Below are 18,330 nucleotides of genomic sequence, written 5' to 3'. Positions count from 1 at the left end.
ATCAGGAAGGCAGCTTCGAAACTGCCACGTGGCGCAGGAGCTCGGTCACCGAGGCGTTCATCGCGTCGGTGAACGGCTTCGGGAACAGGCCCATCCACAGCACAGCGATGGCCAGCAGTGCCAGCATCAGGAACTCGCGGGCGTTGATGTCGCTGAGTTCCTTGACGTGGTCGTTACCGACCGGACCCAGGTACACGCGCTTGTACATCCAGAGGGTGTAGGCCGCGCCGAAAATCAGCGCGGTGGCGGCGCCGAGGCCGATCCAGAAGTTGGCCTTCACGGCGCCCAGGATCACCATCCACTCGCCCACGAAACCGGCGGTGCCCGGCAGGCCGCAATTGGCCATGGCGAACAGCAGCGCGAACGCGGCGAACTTGGGCATGGTGTTGACCACGCCGCCGTAATCGGCGATCTGGCGCGAGTGCACGCGGTCGTACAGCACGCCGATGCCCAGGAACATGGCGCCCGACACGAAACCGTGCGCAATCATCTGCACGATGCCGCCGGACACGCCGAGCTCGTTGAAGATGAAGAAGCCGAGCGTCACGAAGCCCATGTGGGCGACCGACGAGTAGGCCACCAGCTTCTTCATGTCCTGCTGCACCAGCGCCACCAAGCCGACGTAGATCACGGCGATCAGCGACAGCGCGATCATGAGCCAGGCCCATTCGTGCGAGGCATCGGGCGCGATGGGCATCGAGAAGCGCAGGAAGCCATAGGCGCCCAGCTTCAGCATGATCGCGGCCAGCACGGCGGAGCCACCGGTGGGCGCCTCGACGTGCACGTCGGGCAGCCAGGTGTGCACCGGCCACATCGGCACCTTCACGGCGAAGGCCGCGAAGAAGGCGAAGAACAGGAAGGTCTGCGCGGTCGAACCCAGCGGCAGCTTGTGCCAGGCCAGGATGTCGAAGCTGCCGCCCGACTTGTTGTACAGGAAGATCAGCGCAACCAGCATCAGCAGCGAGCCGAGCAAGGTGTACAGGAAGAACTTGAACGCCGCGTAGATCTTGTTCGGGCCGCCCCAGATGCCGATGATCAGGTACATCGGGATCAGCGTGGCTTCGAAGAACACGTAGAACAGCACGCCGTCGAGCGCGGAGAACACGCCGATCATGAAGCCCGACAGGATCAGGAACGCGCCCATGTACTGGTTCACGCGCTCGGTGATCACTTCCCAGGCCGAGATCACGACGACGACCGTGATGAACGACGTCAGCAGCACCAGCCAGAGCGACAGGCCGTCGATCCCGAGGTGGTAGTTGACGTTGAAGCGTGCGATCCAGCCCGTCTTTTCGACGAACTGCATCGCGGCAGTGCCGTTCTGGAAACGCGTGAACAGCGGCACCGTGACCAGGAAGCTCACGATGGCACCGACTAGCGCGACCCAGCGCACGCCCTTGGCATGCTCGTCACGGCCAAACGCCAGCAGCACGGCGCCGAATGCGATCGGCACCCAGATGGCAAGGCTCAACAAACCCATTTTTCTTTTTCTCCAGCGCTAGGCTCAGCGTTTGAACCAGACGAAGTACGTCATCAGGATGAAGATGCCGAGCAGCATCGCGAAGGCGTAGTGGTAGATGTAGCCAGACTGCATCCAGCGCACCACACCCGAAATCCGGCCGATCACTTTCCACGAACCGTTGACGACGGCTCCGTCGATCAGGGCCTGGTCGCCACCCTTCCACAGGCCGGTGCCAAGCGCGCGCGTGGCGCGGGCAATGACGTTCTCGTTGAACCAGTCCATGTAGTACTTGTTCTCGAGCAGGCGGTAGATCGGGCCGCAGGCGCGCTTGATCGCAGCCGGCAGCGCCGGGTTGATCATGTACATGTACCAGGACAGGACCACGCCAGCCAGCGCCAGCCAGAACGGCGCAGCCTGCAGGCCGTGGATGGCCATGGCCACCGGGCCGTGGAAGGCTTCTTCCAGTTCCTTCATGGCGTGGTGCCTGGTGCCGTCCACGACGATCGCGTTCTTGAAGAACTCGCCGAACAGCATCGGCTCGATCGTCATGAAGCCGATCACCACCGAGGGGATGGCCAGCAGCACCAGCGGCAGCCAGACGACCCAAGGCGATTCGTGCGGCTTCTGGTCATGGCCGTGACCATGATCGTCATGACCGTGGCCATGGTCGTCATGGTGCGCATCGGGGTTCTGGTCGTAGCGTTCCTTGCCGTGGAAGACCAGGAAGTACATGCGGAACGAATAGAACGCCGTGATGAACACGCCGGCCAGCACCGCGTAGTACGCGAAGTTCGCGCCCCACAGGTGGCTTTCGTGCACCGCTTCGATGATGCTGTCCTTCGAGTAGAAGCCGGCAAAGAACGGCGTGCCGATCAGCGCGAGCGAACCCAGCAGCGAGGTGATCCAGGTGATCGGCATGTACTTGCGCACACCGCCCATCCAGCGGATGTCCTGGTTATGGTGCATGCCGATGATCACCGAGCCGGCGCCGAGGAACAGCAGCGCCTTGAAGAACGCGTGCGTCATCAGGTGGAACACCGCGACCGAGTAGGCCGAGGCACCGAGCGCCACCGTCATGTAGCCGAGCTGCGAGAGCGTCGAGTACGCGACCACGCGCTTGATGTCGTTCTGGATGATGCCCAGGAAGCCCATGAACAGCGCGGTGATGGCGCCGATCACGAGGATGAAGCTCAGTGCCGTGTCGCTCAGCTCGAACAGTGGCGACATGCGCGCCACCATGAAGATGCCGGCCGTCACCATCGTTGCCGCGTGGATCAGCGCGGAGATGGGCGTCGGGCCTTCCATCGAGTCGGGCAGCCACACGTGCAGCGGGAACTGGGCACTCTTGCCCATCGCGCCGATGAACAGGCAGATGCAGATCACGGTGATGAGCATCCACTCGGTGCCCGGGAACGTGATGCCGGCCAGCGTGCCGGCCTTGGCAAAGGCCTCGGTGTAGTTCAGCGTGCCGGCGTAGGCGGCGATCAGGCCGATGCCGAGGATGAAGCCGAAGTCGCCCACACGGTTGACCAGGAAGGCCTTCATGTTCGCGAAGATCGCGGTCGGCTTGTTGAACCAGAAACCGATCAGCAGGTACGACACCAGGCCCACCGCTTCCCAGCCGAAGAACAGCTGGAGCATGTTGTTGCTCATGACGAGCATCAGCATCGAGAAGGTGAACAGCGAGATGTACGCGAAGAAGCGGTTGTAGCCGTCGTCTTCTTCCATGTAGCCGATGGTGTAGATGTGGACCATCAGCGACACGAAGGTCACGACGCACATCATCATGGCGGTGAGGCCGTCGACCATGAAGCCGACTTCCATCTTCAGGCCGCCCACGACCATCCATTCATAGATGGTTTCGTTGAAGCGGGCGCCGTCGGCCACCACGCTCTTGAGCGTCATGGCCGAGATGATGAAGGCGACCAGCACGCCCAGGATGGTCAGCGAGTGCGTGACCTTGCGGCCGATGTGATTGCCGCCGAACTTGGTGCCGAACAGGCCGGCGACAGCGGCGCCGACCAGGGGTGCCAGCGGCACGGCCAGCAAGGTGGATGCGGAAAGGGTTGCGCTCATGTTGCTTTCAACCCTTGAGCGAGTTGAGTTCGTCGACGTTGATGTTCGACTTGTTGCGGAACAGCAGAACCAGCAGCGCCAGCCCGATGGCCGACTCGGCCGCGGCCACCGTCAGGATGAAGAACACGAAGATCTGGCCGTGCATGTCGCCCAGGAAGTGCGAGAACGCCACGAAGTTCATGTTGACCGCGAGCAGCATCAGCTCGATGGCCATCAGCAGGACGATCAGGTTCTTGCGGTTCAGGAAGATGCCGATCACGGACAGCGCGAAGAGCATCGCGCCGAGCGAAAGAAAGTGTCCGAGCGTGAGCGTCATGCCTTGTTTTCCTTTGCAGCGTCCGCAGCTTCAACCACAGGCTCGGCAGCACGCGTTGCCGGCATCTGCACGATGCGCACGCGGTCGCGCGCCTTCACGCGCACCTGGTCGGCCGGGTTGACGTACTTGCTGTCCTTGCGGGTGCGCAGCGTCAACGCGATGGCGGCCACGATGGCCACGAGCAGGATGACCGCGGCAATTTCCAGCGGGTAGAGGTATTCGGAGTAGAGCAGCTTGCCGAGTTCGAGCGTATTGGAAGTGTTGGCCCCCAACGCACCGGCAGCAGCGCGCGGCTCGCCGAGGCGGAAGCCGCCCATGAGCACGGCCGCCATTTCGAGCGCAATCAGCGCGCCCACGCCTGCCGCCAGCGGAAAGTGCTTCCAGAAGCCCTCCCGCAAGCCGTCGACGTTGATGTCCAGCATCATCACCACGAACAGGAAGAGCACCATCACGGCGCCGACATACACCAGCACGAGCGAGATCGCGAGGAACTCGGCGCGCAGCAGCAGCCAGATGGCCGATGCCTGGAAGAAGGCCAGAACCAGGTACAGAGCGGCGTACACGGGGTTGCGGGCGGTGATGACGCGGAACGCTGCAAACAGCAGCACCACGGCAAACAGATAGAACAGACCGGTCTTGACGTCCATTGGAATTCGAATTGGTACGGGGTTCGGGCTGGTCGGAATCAGCGGTACTTGGCGTCAGCCGCCTTGTTCGCTGCGATTTCTTTTTCGTAGCGATCGCCCACGGCCAGCAGCATGTCCTTGGTGAAGTACAGGTCGCCGCGCTTTTCGCCGTGGTATTCGAAGATGTGCGTCTCGACGATCGAGTCGACCGGGCAGCTCTCTTCGCAGAAGCCGCAGAAGATGCACTTGGTCAGGTCGATGTCGTAGCGCGTGGTGCGGCGCGAGCCGTCGTCGCGCACATCCGATTCGATGGTGATGGCCAGCGCCGGGCAGACAGCCTCGCAGAGCTTACAGGCAATGCAGCGCTCTTCGCCGTTTTCATAGCGGCGCAGCGCGTGCAGGCCGCGGAATCGCGGCGACAGCGGCGTCTTCTCTTCGGGGAACTGCACCGTGATCTTGCGGGCAAAGGCGTACTTGCCGGTAATGGCCAGGCCCTTGAACAGCTCGAACAGCATGAAGCTGCCCAGGAAGTCCTTGAGCGAGAACGGCGCGGACGGTGTTGCGGTGTGCGCAGCAGACATGATGTTGGCGCTTCCTGTTATTTCCAGATGTTGAACGGCGTCTGCATCCAGCCACCGACCACGACCAGCCACACGAGGGTGACGGGAATGAAGATCTTCCAGCCCAGACGCATGATCTGGTCATAGCGGAAGCGCGGGAACGTCGAACGCACCCACAGGAACATGGTGACCACGCAGAAGGTCTTGAGGCCCAGCCAGATCCAGCCCGGAATGATGCTCAGGAATTCGAACGGCGGCAGCCATCCGCCGAGGAACAGCACGACGGTCAGGATCGAGACGAGCCACATGTTGGCGTACTCGGCCAGGAAGAACATCGCGAAGCTCATGCCCGAGTACTCGATCATGTGGCCGGCAACGATTTCGGACTCGCCTTCCACCACGTCGAACGGGTGGCGGTTGGTCTCGGCCAGGCCCGAGATGAAGTACACGACGAAGATCGGCAGCAGCGGCAGCCAGTTCCACGACAGGAAGCCGACGCCCATGTTGGCGAACATGCCCTTGCCTTGGACGTTCACGATCTCGCTCATGTTCAGGCTGCCGGTGACCATCAGCACCACGACGAAGCAGAAGCCCATCGCGATTTCGTAGCTCACCATCTGTGCCGAGGCACGCAGCGCGCCCAGGAAGGCGTACTTCGAATTCGAGGCCCAGCCGGCGATGATCACGCCGTACACCTCGAGGGAGGTGATGGCCATAACGAACAGCAGGCCGGCGTTGATGTTGGCCAGCGCCACGTCGGGGCCGAAGGGAATCACGGCCCATGCGGCGAGCGCCGGCATGATGGTCATGATCGGGCCCAGCAGGAACAGGCCCTTGTTGGCGACCGTCGGAAGAATGATTTCCTTGGTCATCAGCTTGAGCGCGTCGGCGATCGGCTGGAGCAGGCCCAGCGGTCCGATGCGGTTCGGGCCGATGCGGATCTGCGTGAAGCCGATGGCCTTGCGCTCCCACAGCGTGAGGTACGCCACAGCCAGCATCAGCGGGATCACGACCACGATGATCTTGATCAGCGTCCAGATAAGGGGCCAGACCACAGCGGTCCACCAGCCTGCGGCAACCAGCCCCTGGCCGAAGCCATGAATGGTGTCGACGATCATGCCAGTGCCTCCTCGGCACGCGCCGACACGTTCGATCCAGCCGATGCATTGCGCGCGTCGGCAGTCAGTTGCAGCGACGGTGCGCGGCGCACGATCGAGTCGAGCTGGTAGATGCTCGCGACCACGGGTGCAGCAGTTGCACCGCTGGAAGCGACGGCATTGGCGGAGGTGGCATTGTTCAGCGCATTCGCCGGCACCGCGCCCTTGTCACCGATGGTGGCCAGCACCTCGGTGGTCGATTCGAACGCGAAGCCGGGCAGGCCCAGCAGGTTGGCCAGCACGCGCAGCACCTTCCACGCCGGGCGCGTTTCGCCTTGCGGCTTCACGACGGCATGGAAACCTTGCAGGCGGCCTTCGGCATTGACGAAGGTACCGGGGGTTTCGGTGAAAGGAGCGATCGGGAGCAGCACGTCGCTGAACTCGAGGTTGGCCTTGAAGGGGCTCAGCGTGACGACCATTTGCGCATTGCCGATGACATCGGCAGCGGCGGCGCCAGCGGCCGAGTCGAACACCGGCTCGGTGTTCAGCAGCATCACAGCCTTCAGGCCGGAACCGGCGGCGAGCATGCGGCCGGCATCGAGGCCGCCGTTCTTCGGGAAAGCGCCGACGATCTGCGCGCCAACGGTGTTGGCGGCTTCGGTCAGGTAGCCGACGGTGGCGCCAGTCTGCGCACCGATCCAGTTCGCCAGGGCCAGCAGGCTGCTGGCTTGTGCGTGGTGGGCAGCTGCATTGCCGAGCAGGATGGCCTTGCGTTCACCGCTCAGCAGCGAAGCTGCGATGGCTTGCGCGGCGGCGTCAGGCGCGTTCTTCGGTGCCAGGGGCGCGGCTGCGCCATTGGTCTGGCCGATGGCGGCAGCAACTGCGGCCAGCGCCTCGACCCATTGGTCGGCTTCAACGATGGACGACTGCGCCACGTCGATGGCCCAGGCGTCGCGAGCAGCCATCAGGCTGGCCGAGGTGATCACCGACAGCGCGGCGCCCTTGCGCACGGCCTGGCGGATGCGCTGTGCAAACAGCGGATGTTCCTTGCGCAGGTTCGAGCCGACGACCAGCGCGCGCTGCACTTGCGTGAGCGAAGCGATCGAGGTGCCGAGCCAGCGCACGCCTTCGAAGGCCGTGAATTCGGCGTTGCGCAGGCGGTAGTCGATGTTGTCGCTGCCGAGTTCACGCGTGAGCAAGGCTGCGAGCTGCAGCTCCTCGAGCGTGCTGTGCGGGCTGACCAGCGTGCCGATGCTTTGCGCGCCGTGGTCGGCCTTGATCTGCTTGAGGCCATTGGCAACGTACTCGAGCGCCGTCTGCCAGTCGACCTGCTGCCACTGGCCGCCCTGCTTCAGCATGGGCTGCGTCAGGCGTTCCGGGCCATTGAGCGCTTCATACGAGAAGCGGTCGCGGTCGGCAATCCAGCATTCGTTGACGTCTTCGTTCTCGAGCGGCACCACGCGCATCACGCGGTTGTTCTTGACCTGGACGATCAGGTTGGCGCCGGTGGAGTCGTGCGGGCTCACCGACTTGCGGCGCGACAGTTCCCAGGTGCGGGCGCTGTAGCGGAAGGGCTTGCTCGTGAGCGCGCCGACCGGACAGATGTCGATCATGTTGCCCGACAGTTCGGAGTCGACCGAGTCGCCGAGGAAGGTTTCGATTTCGGAGTGCTCGCCGCGGTGCGACATGCCGAGCTCCATCACGCCGGCCACTTCCTGGCCAAAGCGGACGCAGCGCGTGCAATGGATGCAGCGGCTCATTTCTTCCATGCTGATCAGCGGGCCCACGTCCTTGTGGAACACGACGCGCTTTTCTTCTTCGTAGCGCGAAGAAGAACCGCCGTAGCCAACGGCCAGGTCCTGCAGCTGGCATTCGCCGCCCTGGTCGCAGATGGGGCAATCCAGCGGATGGTTGATCAGGAGGAACTCCATGACCGACTGCTGCGCCTTGATGGCCTTTTCGCTCTTGGTGCGGACGATCATGCCCTGCGTGACGGGCGTGGCACAGGCCGGCATCGGCTTGGGCGCTTTTTCCACGTCGACGAGGCACATGCGGCAGTTGGCCGCGATGCTGAGTTTCTTGTGATAGCAGAAGTGCGGGATGTACGTGCCCGCCTTGTCGGCCGCATGCATCACCATGCTGCCTTCGGTCACTTCGACCTTCTTGCCGTCGAGTTCGATTTCGATCATGAGTATGTTTCTTCTCGCGCTCAGGCCTTGACGGGCGCCGTCGGAACGTAGCCCGGGATCAGGGCTTCGAACTCGTGACGGAAGTGCTTGATCATGGCGCGCACCGGCATCGCTGCCGCATCGCCGAGCGCACAGATGGTGCGGCCCATGATGTCGCCGGCGACGGAGTCCAGCAGTTGCAGGTCGCTGGGCTTGCCCTGGCCGTTGTGGATGCGGTCCACCACGCGGTAGAGCCAGCCCGTGCCTTCGCGGCACGGCGTGCACTGGCCGCAGGACTCGTGCATGTAGAAGTACGAGAGGCGCTTGAGCGACTCGACCATCGAGCGGCTGTCGTCCATGACGATCACCGCGCCCGAACCGAGCATGGAGCCGGCCTTGGCGATGGAGTCGTAGTCCATGGTGCAGGCCATCATGATGTCGGCCGGCAGCACCGGCGCCGACGATCCGCCGGGAATCACGGCCTTCAGCGTGCGGCCCTTGCGCACGCCGCCGGCCAGCTCGAGGAGCTTGGAGAACGGCGTGCCCATGGGCACTTCGTAGTTGCCGGGCAGCTCGACGTCACCGCTCACCGAGTAGATCTTGGTACCGCCGTTGTTGGGCTTGCCGCATTCGAGGTAAGCCGGACCACCGTTGCGGATGATCCAGGGCACCGCCGCGAAGGTCTCGGTGTTGTTGATGGTGGTCGGCTTGCCGTACAGGCCGAAGCTGGCCGGGAACGGCGGCTTGAAGCGCGGCTGGCCCTTCTTGCCTTCGAGCGATTCGAGCAGCGCGGTTTCTTCGCCGCAGATGTAGGCGCCGAAGCCGTGGGCGGCGTGCAACTGGAAGTTGTACGTGCTGCCCATGATCTTGTCGCCGAGGTAGCCGGCGGCGCGCGCTTCTTCGAGGGCTTCCTCGAAACGGTCGTAGCTCTGGAAGATCTCGCCGTGGATGTAGTTGTAGCCCACGCTGATGCCCATCGCATACGCGGCGATGGCCATGCCTTCGATCACGATGTGCGGGTTGAACTGCAGGATGTCGCGGTCCTTGCACGTGCCCGGTTCGCCTTCGTCCGAATTGCAGACGAGGTACTTCTGGCCCGGGAACTGGCGGGGCATGAAGCTCCACTTCAGGCCGGTCGGGAAACCGGCGCCGCCACGGCCGCGCAGGCCCGAGGCCTTGACTTCGGCGATCACCTGGTCGGGCGTGAGGCCCTCGGTGAGGATCTTGCGCAGCGCCTGGTAGCCGCCGCGCGCCTCGTAGTCGGCCAGACGCCAGTTGGTGCCGTCAAGGCCCGCATAGATCTGCGGCTCGATGTGACGGTCATGGAAGCAGGTCTGGACGCCCGTCGCCTGGAACTGCTGGAGCACTTGTTCGGGTGACATCAGGCAGCCTCCCCTTTGGTGGAACCGCGCAGGCCTTCGATGAGCTGGTCGAGCTTCTCGTTGCTCATGAAGCTGCACATGGTACGGTCGTTGACCAGCATCACGGGCGAATCGGCGCAGGCGCCCAGGCATTCGCTCTGCTGCAGCGTGAACAGGCCGTCGGCCGTAGTCTCGCCCATCTTGATGCCGAGCTTCTTCTCGAGGTGCACGAGGGCGGTGACGCCATCGCGCAGCTGGCAAGGCAGGTTGGTGCACACGTTGAGCTTGAACTTGCCCACCGGATGCTGGTTGTACATGTTGTAGAAGGTCGTCACTTCATGCACGGCGATGGGCGCCATGCCGAGGTACTCGGCAATCTCGCGCTCGCGCTGCAGGCTGACGTAGCCCTCGTCCTGCTGGACGATGGCGAGGCAGGCCATCACGGCGGATTGCTTGCCTGCTTCGGGGTACTTGGCGACCTCGCGCGCAAAGCGCTCGAGGATCGTAGTCTTCAACGGCGCCGAGGGCGCCGCGTCATGGTGGGTCGAGGAAGTCGTCATTCGCTCTTTCTCACCTGTCGATCTCGCCGAACACGATGTCCATCGTGCCGATCACCGCGACAGCGTCGGCGATCATGTGACCGCGCGACATTTCGTCGAGGGCGGCGAGGTGCGGGAAACCAGGGGCGCGGATCTTCAGGCGGTACGGCTTGTTGGCGCCGTCGCTCACGAGATAGATGCCGAACTCGCCCTTCGGATGCTCGACGGCGGCATACGCTTCGCCTTCGGGCACGTGGAAGCCTTCGGTGAAGAGCTTGAAATGGTGGATCAGCTCCTCCATGTTCGCCTTCATCGATTCGCGCGCGGGCGCGGCGACCTTGTGGTTGTCAGTGATGACAGGGCCGGGGTTGGCACGCAGCCAGGCCGAGCACTGCTGGATGATCTTGTTGGCCTGGCGCATCTCTTCGACGCGGACCAGGTAGCGGTCGTAGCAGTCGCCGGTCTTGCCGACGGGCACGTCGAACTGCATCTGGTCGTAGACGTCGTAGGGCTGCTTCTTGCGCAGGTCCCATTCGATGCCCGAGCCGCGCAGCATGGGGCCGGTAAAGCCGAGGTTCAGCGCGCGCTCCGGCGTGACCACGCCGATGCCCACGGTGCGCTGCTTCCAGATGCGGTTGTCGGTGAGCAGCGTCTCGTACTCGTCGACCATCTTCGGGAAGCGCTTGCAGAAGTCGTCGACGAAGTCGAGCAACGAGCCCTGGCGGTTCTCGTTGAGCTTCTCGATAGCCTTCGCGTTCTTGATCTTGCTGACCTTGTACTGCGGCATTGCATCCGGCAGGTCGCGGTAGACGCCACCCGGACGGAAGTACGCCGCGTGCATGCGCGCACCGGACACGGCCTCGTACATGTCGAACAGGTCTTCGCGCTCGCGGAAGCAGTAGATGAGCATGTTCATCGCACCGCAATCCAGACCGTGCGCACCGAGCCACAGCAGGTGGTTCAGCAGGCGGGTGATCTCGGCGAACATCACGCGGATGTACTGCGCGCGGATCGGCACTTCGAGGCCCATCATCCGCTCGATGGCAAGGCAGTACGCGTGCTCGTTGCTCATCATCGACACGTAGTCGAGACGGTCCATGTACGGCAGCGACTGGATGAAGGTGCGCGATTCGGCAAGCTTCTCGGTCGCGCGGTGCAGCAGGCCGATGTGAGGGTCGGCGCGCTGGATCACTTCGCCGTCCAGCTCGAGCACCAGGCGCAGCACGCCGTGTGCCGCAGGGTGCTGGGGACCGAAGTTGAGTGTGTAGTTCTTGATTTCGGCCATATCAGTGCAAACCGCCGCCGTAGTTGTCTTCGCGGATCACGCGCGGGGTGATTTCGCGCGGCTCGATGGAAACCGGCTGGTAGACCACGCGCTTCTGTTCTTCGTCGTAACGCATCTCGACGTGACCCGACACCGGGAAGTCCTTGCGGAACGGATGGCCGATGAAGCCGTAGTCGGTCAAGATGCGGCGCAGGTCGTCGTGACCGTCGAACACGATGCCGTAGAGGTCGAAGGCTTCGCGCTCGAACCAGGTGGCGGCATTCCAGACGGGCTGCAGCGAATCGACCACAGGCAGGTCTTCATTCGGCGCGAACACCTTCAGGCGCACGCGCTGGTTGAGGCTTACCGACAGCAGGTGCGTGACGACGCAGTAGCGTTCGCCCTGCCACTCACCTTCGCGGTAGTCGGAGTAGTCCATGCCGCAGAGGTCGATCAGCTGCTCGAAGCGGCAGCCGGGCGCATCGCGCAGCAGCAAGGCGGCTTCTATGTAGTCGGCAGCGCCGACCACCACGGTCACCTCTTCCAGGGCGAGCGTCACGCTCTTGGCCTTGGCGCCGAGCGTCTCGGCGATGGTGGCGCGCAGCACCTCCGGCGAAATTGCAAAGTCAGTCATCGTCGGCAATCCCTCAGGCGCGGGCAATGGTGTTGGTGCGGCGAATCTTCTGCTGCAACTGGATCACGCCGTAGAGCAAAGCCTCGGCGGTGGGCGGGCAACCCGGAACGTAGACATCGACCGGCACGATGCGGTCGCAGCCGCGCACGACGGAATAGCTGTAGTGGTAGTAACCACCGCCATTCGCGCACGAACCCATCGACAGCACCCAGCGCGGCTCGGGCATCTGGTCATAGACCTTGCGCAAGGCCGGAGCCATCTTGTTGCACAGCGTGCCGGCCACGATCATCAGATCGGACTGACGCGGGCTGGGGCGAAACAGCATGCCGAAACGATCGATGTCGTAGCGGGCGGCGCCCGCGTGCATCATTTCCACCGCACAGCATGCGAGGCCGAAGGTCATCGGCCAGAGAGATCCGGTCTTCGCCCAATTCACCACCGAGTCGTAGGTGGTGGTGACGAAACCTTCTTTGAGAACGCCTTCAATGGCCATCGTGATTCCTTGTCATTCCCAGTCGAGCGCGCCTTTTTTCCACTCGTAGGCGAAGCCCACGACGAGGATGGCGAGAAAGATCATCATGGCCCAGAAGCCGACAGCACCGATCTCCTTGAGCGCAATGGCCCACGGAAAGAGAAAGGCAATTTCGAGGTCGAACAGGATGAAGAGAATCGCAACGAGGTAGTAGCGCACGTCGAACTTCATGCGTGCGTCCTCGAAGGCTTCAAAGCCACACTCGTAGGGAGCGTTCTTTGCGGCGTCGGGCCTGTTGGGGCCGAGAATGTATCCGATGACCTGAGGGGCGACGCCTACGCCGACTCCGACCAGAATGAACAAAAGGACGGGGAGGTAGGAGTCGAGATTCATCGAGAGTTTTTCACCGCTTGCCACCGGCAAGAGAAGCCCCTGGATGAGGCTTTCTGCCGATGAGATTTGGTGCGGTCGGCGAGACTCGAACTCGCACAGCTTTCGCCACTACCCCCTCAAGATAGCGTGTCTACCAATTTCACCACGACCGCGGTTTTTGCTGCTCGGATGGCATGAGGTACCTGCAAGAGGCATTTGGCTTTCCGAACAGATTTAGAGTTTACCCTGAAATGAAGCCATTTCTCACAGGCAACTCATGAAAACGAGTTGATTACTTGCTCGGAATCTGACCCGCGCCCGAAACCGGGGCAGCAGGAGCCGAAGCAGGCGTACTGGGAGCCGCCGCACCAGGAATTTCACTCGCTGCACCAGAAGCCGGCGTGGCCGGCGCACCCACTGCAGCGCGCTCCAGAAGACTGCCGCCGCCCGCAGGACGCGCGTGGCTGAAATAGGCCAGCAGCAGCGTGCATGCGAAGAACACCGCAGCAAGCACAGCCGTGGTGCGCGAGAGGAAGTTGGCACTGCCGCTGGCACCGAACAGGCTGCCGGCACTTCCGCTGCCGAAGGCCGCGCCCATGTCGGCGCCCTTGCCGTGCTGGATCAGGATCAGGCCGATCATTGCGAGGGCCGTCAGCATCTGCACACCGACCAGTAGATTGAGGACCAGGTTCATTCGTTCTTACTCCTAAGTGATACAGCCGTTGCGCGTTCAGCGCGCAGCGGCGGAAATGATCTGCAGAAAATCGGGCGCCTTGAGCGAAGCGCCACCGATGAGGCCGCCATCGATGTCGGCCTGCGCCAGCAGTTCTGCGGCGTTGGCGGCATTCATGCTGCCGCCATAAAGAATCTGGATGCCGGCGGCATGCTCGCTCGCTGCGTGATGCAACTGCGCGCGCAGCACCGCGTGCACCGCTTGCGCCTGCTCCGGCGTGGCCGTCTTGCCCGTACCGATGGCCCAGACAGGCTCGTACGCCACGACGATCTCGCTGATGCAATGACCGTTCACATGAATGACCGCTGCCAACTGACGCTTGACGACTTCTTCGGTCTGCCCTGCTTCGCGCTGTGCCAGCGTTTCGCCGACACAGACGATCGGCGTGATGCCATTGGCCAGCGCTGCCGCCGTCTTGGCCGCGACCGCTTCATCGGTCTCGCCATGGTATTGCCGACGCTCGGAGTGACCGACGATGGCATAGCGCACGCCGAAGTCCTTCAGCATCGCCGCCGATTGCTCGCCGGTGAAGGCGCCTTGCAGATGAGCCGAAATGTCCTGCGCGCCCAGTGCCAGTGCCGGCGAACCCGCCAGCAGCGACTGCAGTTGCGCGAAGTACGGCGCGGGCGCGCACAGCGCCACATCGCAAGCCGCCGGACTTGCGGCCAGGCCTTGTTGCAAGGCCTTCACCAGCGCCTCGTTGGCAGCCAGGCTGCCGTTCATCTTCCAGTTGCCAGCGATCAGTTTCTTCTTGGTCGTCATCGCGTTCTTCTTGTCACTCACCATGTCAGCACGATCTTGCCGATGTGCTGGTTCGATTCCATCAGCGCGTGAGCCTGGGCTGCGCCGCTGGGCTCGCCCGCCGCCGCAAAGATGCTGTGGATCACGGGCTTGATTGCGCCGCTTTCCAGCAGCGGCCACACCTTCTCGCGCAGGGCCTTGGCAATGGCGCCCTTGAACGCCACCGGCCGCGGACGCAGCGTCGAGCCGGTGATCGTGAGCCGCCTGCGCAGCACGAGGCCCGCATTGATCTCGCTCTTCACGCCGCCCTGCACCGCGATGATCACGAGCCGGCCATCTTCGGCCAGGCACTCGATCTCGCGCGCCACGTAGTCGCCGGCAACCATGTCGAGCACCACGTCCACACCCTTGCCACCAGTGAGCTTCTTCGCCTCTTCGACGAAGTCGCTCGTGCGGTAGTTGATGGCATGGTCGGCGCCGAGCTTCAGGCAGGCTTCGCACTTGTCGTCGCTGCCGGCCGTGACGATCACGGTCGCACCGAGCGCCTTGGCGATCTGGATCGCCGTGACGCCGATGCCGCTCGAGCCGCCCTGGATCAGCAGCGTCTCGCCCTTTTGCAGGCGGCCGCGGTCAAACACATTGCTCCAGACGGTGAAGAAGGTTTCGGGCAGCGAAGCTGCATCGATGTCGCTCCAGCCCTTGGGCACCGGCAGGCATTGCGCCACGGGCGCCACGCACAGCTCGGCATAGCCGCCACCGGCGATCAGCGCACAGACACGGTCACCAACCTTGAAGCCCGCCTCGGCCAGCGCCGCAGCGTCACCCGAGACGATCTCGCCGGCCACTTCGAGGCCCGGCAGATCGGAAGCGCCCGGCGGCACGGGGTAGTGCCCCTTGCGCTGCAGCACGTCCGGGCGATTGACGCCACTTGCCGCCACACGGATCAGCAGTTCGCCCACGCCCGCCACCGGGTCGGGACGCTGCGCAACGCGCAGCACCTCGGGGGCACCGTACGAAGTGATTTCAATGGCTTTCATGGTCTTTCGGCCTCCAACGCCCGCAGATGGGGCGAAGCTTGATGTTCAAAAGATAGCAACGGCAGCCGGAGGACCGCCGTTGCGCCCTTCTTACTCCTGAGGCTCGCGCGGGGCTTGTTGCTGCTGCTCGCCGGCCGGAGCCTGCGGCTGCTCGTTGCGCGGCTGCTGTTGCTCGTTGTTGAAGCGCGGTGCGCGCTCGCCACGGTCACCACCGCGGTCGCCGCGATCGCCACGGTCACGGCGCTCGCCACGGTCACCGCGGTCTTCGCGCGGCGGGCGCTCGCTGTATTCCATGCCGGCCGGACGCTCGGTCAAGGCCTTCATGGACAGCTTGACGCGGCCCTTCTCGTCCGTTTCCAGAACCTTGACCTTGACGATCTGGCCTTCGCTCAGATAGTCGGTCACCTTCTCGACGCGTTCGTGCGCAATCTGGCTGATGTGCAGCAGGCCGTCCTTGCCGGGCAGCAGGTTGATGAGCGCACCGAAGTCCAGGATCTTGGTGACCGGGCCTTCGTAGACCTTGCCGATTTCGACTTCGGCCGTGATCTGCTCGATGCGCTTCTTGGCCAGCTCGGCCTTTTCCGGATCGGTCGAAGCGATGGTGATGGTGCCGTCTTCGTCGATGTTGATCGTCGTGCCGGTTTCTTCCTGCAGGCCACGGATGACCGAGCCGCCCTTGCCGATCACGTCGCGGATCTTCTCGGGGTTGATCTTCAGCGTGGTCAGGCGCGGTGCGAAGCTGGAGACTTCGGCCTTGGCCTCGCCCATGGCTTCCTGCATCTTGCCCAGGATGTGCATGCGCGCTTCCTTGGCCTGTGCCAGTGCGACCTGCATGATTTCCTTGGTGATGCCCTGGATCTTGATGTCCATCTGCAGCGCGGTGATACCGTTGGTGGTACCCGCAACCTTGAAGTCCATGTCGCCCAGGTGATCTTCGTCGCCCAGGATGTCGGTCAGCACCGCGAAGCGGTTGTCTTCCTTGATCAGGCCCATGGCGATGCCGGCCACGTGCGCCTTCATGGGCACGCCGGCGTCCATCATCGAGAGGCAGCCGCCGCAGACCGAAGCCATCGACGACGAGCCGTTCGACTCGGTGATTTCCGACACCACGCGAACCGTGTACGGGAATTCTTCCTTGTTCGGCAACACGGCGACGAGCGCGCGCTTGGCCAGGCGGCCGTGGCCGATTTCGCGGCGCTTGGTCGAGCCCATGCGGCCCACTTCGCCGGTGGCAAAGGGAGGCATGTTGTAGTGGAACAGGAAACGGTCTTCGTATTCGCCGGCCAGCGCGTCGATGCGCTGTGCGTCGCGTTCGGTGCCGAGCGTGGTGATGACCAGCGCCTGGGTTTCACCGCGCGTGAACAGCGCCGAACCGTGGGTGCGGGGCAGCACCGAGTTGCGGATTTCGATGGGACGCACGGTGCGCGTGTCGCGGCCGTCGATGCGGGGCTCGCCCGACAGGATCTGGCTGCGCACGATCTTCGATTCGATGGCGAACAGCAGGTCACTGACCTTGCCGGAGTCGAACTCGGCGCCTTCGGCCTTCAGTGCCTCGAGCACGCTGGCGTTGGCTTCGCGCAGGGCTTGCGTACGGGCTTGCTTGCTGCGAATTTGATAGACGGCGCGCAGCTTGTCTTCGGCCAGGCCCTTGACCTTGGCGACGAAGGCTTCGTCTTCGGCGGGAGCCTTCCAGTCCCACACCGGCTTGCCGGCGTCACGCACGAGTTCATGGATCGCGTTGATGGCGATGTTGGCTTGCTCGTGGCCGAACACCACGCCGCCCAACATGATTTCTTCGCTGAGCTGCAGGGCTTCGGATTCGACCATCAGCACGGCGGATTGCGTGCCGGCAACGACGAGGTCCATCTGCGAATCCTTGCGAGCCGTCTGGCCCGGATTCAGCACGTACTGGCCGTTGATGTAGCCCACGCGGGCTGCACCGATCGGGCCGTTGAACGGCACGCCGGAGATCGACAGCGCAGCGCTCACGCCGATCATGGCGGCGATGTCGGCATCGACTTCGGGGTTGAGCGACACGGTGTGGATGACCACATGTACTTCGTTCAGGAAGCCTTCGGGGAACAGCGGGCGGATCGGGCGGTCGATCAGGCGGCTGGTCAGCGTTTCGTGTTCGCTGGGCTTGGCTTCGCGCTTGAAGAAGCTGCCGGGGATCTTGCCCGCGGCGTAGGTCTTCTCGATGTAGTCGACGGTCAGCGGGAAGAAGTCCTGGCCGGCCTTGGCCGACTTGGAGGCAACCACGGTCGCGAGGATGACGGTGCCGTCGATGTCGACGAGCACGGCGCCGCTGGCCTGGCGGGCGATTTCACCCGTTTCCATGACGACGGTCTTGTCGCCCCATTGGAACGACTTGGTGACTTTGTTGAAGAGGCTCATGTTTTGCTCCTGTTTTGATAGCGGACTACACAGAGCCCGCAAGAGACGGAGGCTTCTCAGAACACGATGCCATTCCAGCGAAGCTCGGGGCGAACTTCATTGGAATGACACAGCTTCGCTCTGTTTGGGCACTCCGAAAGTGGATCGCGAAGTAAAAAACGCCTGAGCTAGCGGACTAACCCAGGCGTTTTTTCATGCGATTCGATTTACTTGCGCAGACCCAGCTTGGCGATCAGCGCGGTGTAACGGTCGGCGTCCTTGGACTTGAGGTAGTCGAGGAGCTTGCGGCGGCGGCTCACCATGCGCAGCAGGCCGCGACGGCCGTGGTGGTCCTTGGCGTGCGTCTTGAAGTGGGGGGTGAGCTCGTTGATGCGGGCGGTCAGCAGTGCGACTTGCACTTCGGGGCTGCCGGTGTCGTTGGCGGCGCGGGCGTTGTCCTTGACAACTTCTGCCTTGATGGAGGCTGCGATCATGTTGA

18 protein-coding genes and 1 tRNA gene are annotated in these 18,330 nt (G+C 63.4%); all 19 read right to left on the bottom strand.

Translation table 11 applies throughout. The annotated features are described in order from the left end of the window. Position 1 precedes the first annotated feature (1 nt). Positions 2 to 1,480 carry an NADH-quinone oxidoreductase subunit M gene (locus BMW87_RS26475; RefSeq protein WP_093079915.1) on the bottom strand — a complete coding sequence of 493 codons (1,479 nt, stop codon included), beginning with the start codon at positions 1,478 to 1,480 and terminating at the stop codon, positions 2 to 4. A gap of 24 nt (positions 1,481 to 1,504) precedes the next feature. Beyond that, the gene (gene nuoL / locus BMW87_RS26470) at positions 1,505 to 3,538 is read right to left on the bottom strand and encodes an NADH-quinone oxidoreductase subunit L (protein WP_093057844.1); all 2,034 of its coding nucleotides are present in this window, start codon (positions 3,536 to 3,538) and stop codon (positions 1,505 to 1,507) included. Between the two features lie 7 nt (positions 3,539 to 3,545). Beyond that, positions 3,546 to 3,854, bottom strand: a complete 309-nt coding sequence (nuoK, locus tag BMW87_RS26465; protein WP_019653383.1) for an NADH-quinone oxidoreductase subunit NuoK — start codon at positions 3,852 to 3,854, stop codon at positions 3,546 to 3,548. Next, positions 3,851 to 4,501, bottom strand: coding sequence for an NADH-quinone oxidoreductase subunit J (locus BMW87_RS26460; protein WP_093057845.1), 651 nt, complete (start codon positions 4,499 to 4,501; stop codon positions 3,851 to 3,853). Before BMW87_RS26460 ends, nuoK begins: the two co-directional genes overlap by 4 nt. 38 nt (positions 4,502 to 4,539) lie before the next feature. Continuing rightward, a complete protein-coding gene (gene nuoI / locus BMW87_RS26455; protein ID WP_042579825.1) occupies positions 4,540 to 5,061 on the bottom strand; it encodes an NADH-quinone oxidoreductase subunit NuoI in 522 nt (173 codons plus the stop codon). Positions 5,062 to 5,078: 17 nt separating this feature from the next. Beyond that, positions 5,079 to 6,158: an NADH-quinone oxidoreductase subunit NuoH gene (gene nuoH / locus BMW87_RS26450; RefSeq protein WP_371127400.1), complete on the bottom strand. Its 1,080-nt coding sequence runs from the start codon at positions 6,156 to 6,158 to the stop codon at positions 5,079 to 5,081. Further along, positions 6,155 to 8,326 carry an NADH-quinone oxidoreductase subunit NuoG gene (nuoG, locus tag BMW87_RS26445; protein ID WP_093079912.1) on the bottom strand — a complete coding sequence of 724 codons (2,172 nt, stop codon included), beginning with the start codon at positions 8,324 to 8,326 and terminating at the stop codon, positions 6,155 to 6,157. Before nuoG ends, nuoH begins: the two co-directional genes overlap by 4 nt. Positions 8,327 to 8,346: 20 nt before the next feature. Further along, positions 8,347 to 9,687: an NADH-quinone oxidoreductase subunit NuoF gene (gene nuoF / locus BMW87_RS26440; RefSeq protein ID WP_093057847.1), complete on the bottom strand. Its 1,341-nt coding sequence runs from the start codon at positions 9,685 to 9,687 to the stop codon at positions 8,347 to 8,349. After that, positions 9,687 to 10,226, bottom strand: a complete 540-nt coding sequence (gene nuoE, locus BMW87_RS26435; protein WP_093079910.1) for an NADH-quinone oxidoreductase subunit NuoE family protein — start codon at positions 10,224 to 10,226, stop codon at positions 9,687 to 9,689. Before nuoE ends, nuoF begins: the two co-directional genes overlap by 1 nt. Before the next feature lie 10 nt (positions 10,227 to 10,236). Then, complete coding sequence (locus BMW87_RS26430; RefSeq protein ID WP_093057849.1) at positions 10,237 to 11,490, bottom strand: NADH-quinone oxidoreductase subunit D; 1,254 nt, start codon at positions 11,488 to 11,490, stop codon at positions 10,237 to 10,239. 1 nt (position 11,491) lies between these two features. Beyond that, a complete protein-coding gene (locus BMW87_RS26425) occupies positions 11,492 to 12,103 on the bottom strand; it encodes an NADH-quinone oxidoreductase subunit C (RefSeq protein ID WP_093057850.1) in 612 nt (203 codons plus the stop codon). Between the two features lie 13 nt (positions 12,104 to 12,116). Beyond that, positions 12,117 to 12,596 carry a NuoB/complex I 20 kDa subunit family protein gene (locus tag BMW87_RS26420; RefSeq protein WP_007837763.1) on the bottom strand — a complete coding sequence of 160 codons (480 nt, stop codon included), beginning with the start codon at positions 12,594 to 12,596 and terminating at the stop codon, positions 12,117 to 12,119. A gap of 12 nt (positions 12,597 to 12,608) precedes the next feature. Beyond that, on the bottom strand, positions 12,609 to 12,968 hold the full coding sequence (locus BMW87_RS26415; RefSeq protein WP_012748607.1) for an NADH-quinone oxidoreductase subunit A: 360 nt from the start codon (positions 12,966 to 12,968) through the stop codon (positions 12,609 to 12,611). A 67-nt stretch (positions 12,969 to 13,035) separates the two neighbouring features. Further along, positions 13,036 to 13,120, bottom strand: a tRNA-Leu gene (locus BMW87_RS26410). A 119-nt stretch (positions 13,121 to 13,239) separates the two neighbouring features. Continuing rightward, positions 13,240 to 13,641: a preprotein translocase subunit SecG gene (gene secG / locus BMW87_RS26405; RefSeq protein WP_093079907.1), complete on the bottom strand. Its 402-nt coding sequence runs from the start codon at positions 13,639 to 13,641 to the stop codon at positions 13,240 to 13,242. Positions 13,642 to 13,677: 36 nt separating this feature from the next. Next, positions 13,678 to 14,466: a triose-phosphate isomerase gene (tpiA, locus tag BMW87_RS26400; RefSeq protein ID WP_093079905.1), complete on the bottom strand. Its 789-nt coding sequence runs from the start codon at positions 14,464 to 14,466 to the stop codon at positions 13,678 to 13,680. Continuing rightward, positions 14,460 to 15,458, bottom strand: a complete 999-nt coding sequence (locus BMW87_RS26395; RefSeq protein WP_093079902.1) for an NAD(P)H-quinone oxidoreductase — start codon at positions 15,456 to 15,458, stop codon at positions 14,460 to 14,462. The genes tpiA and BMW87_RS26395 overlap by 7 nt, the downstream gene beginning before the upstream one ends. Before the next feature lie 90 nt (positions 15,459 to 15,548). Then, on the bottom strand, positions 15,549 to 17,852 hold the full coding sequence (gene pnp / locus BMW87_RS26390; RefSeq protein WP_093057854.1) for a polyribonucleotide nucleotidyltransferase: 2,304 nt from the start codon (positions 17,850 to 17,852) through the stop codon (positions 15,549 to 15,551). Between the two features lie 206 nt (positions 17,853 to 18,058). Next, a complete protein-coding gene (gene rpsO / locus BMW87_RS26385) occupies positions 18,059 to 18,325 on the bottom strand; it encodes a 30S ribosomal protein S15 (RefSeq protein WP_007837783.1) in 267 nt (88 codons plus the stop codon). Positions 18,326 to 18,330: the final 5 nt, after the last annotated feature.

It is taken from the genome of Variovorax sp. OV084 (assembly GCF_900111625.1).
In the GTDB taxonomy this organism is placed as follows: Bacteria; Pseudomonadota; Gammaproteobacteria; order Burkholderiales; family Burkholderiaceae_C; genus Variovorax.
Note: the sequence above shows the minus strand (reverse complement) of the source record. Positions and strands in the feature narration are given on the sequence as shown.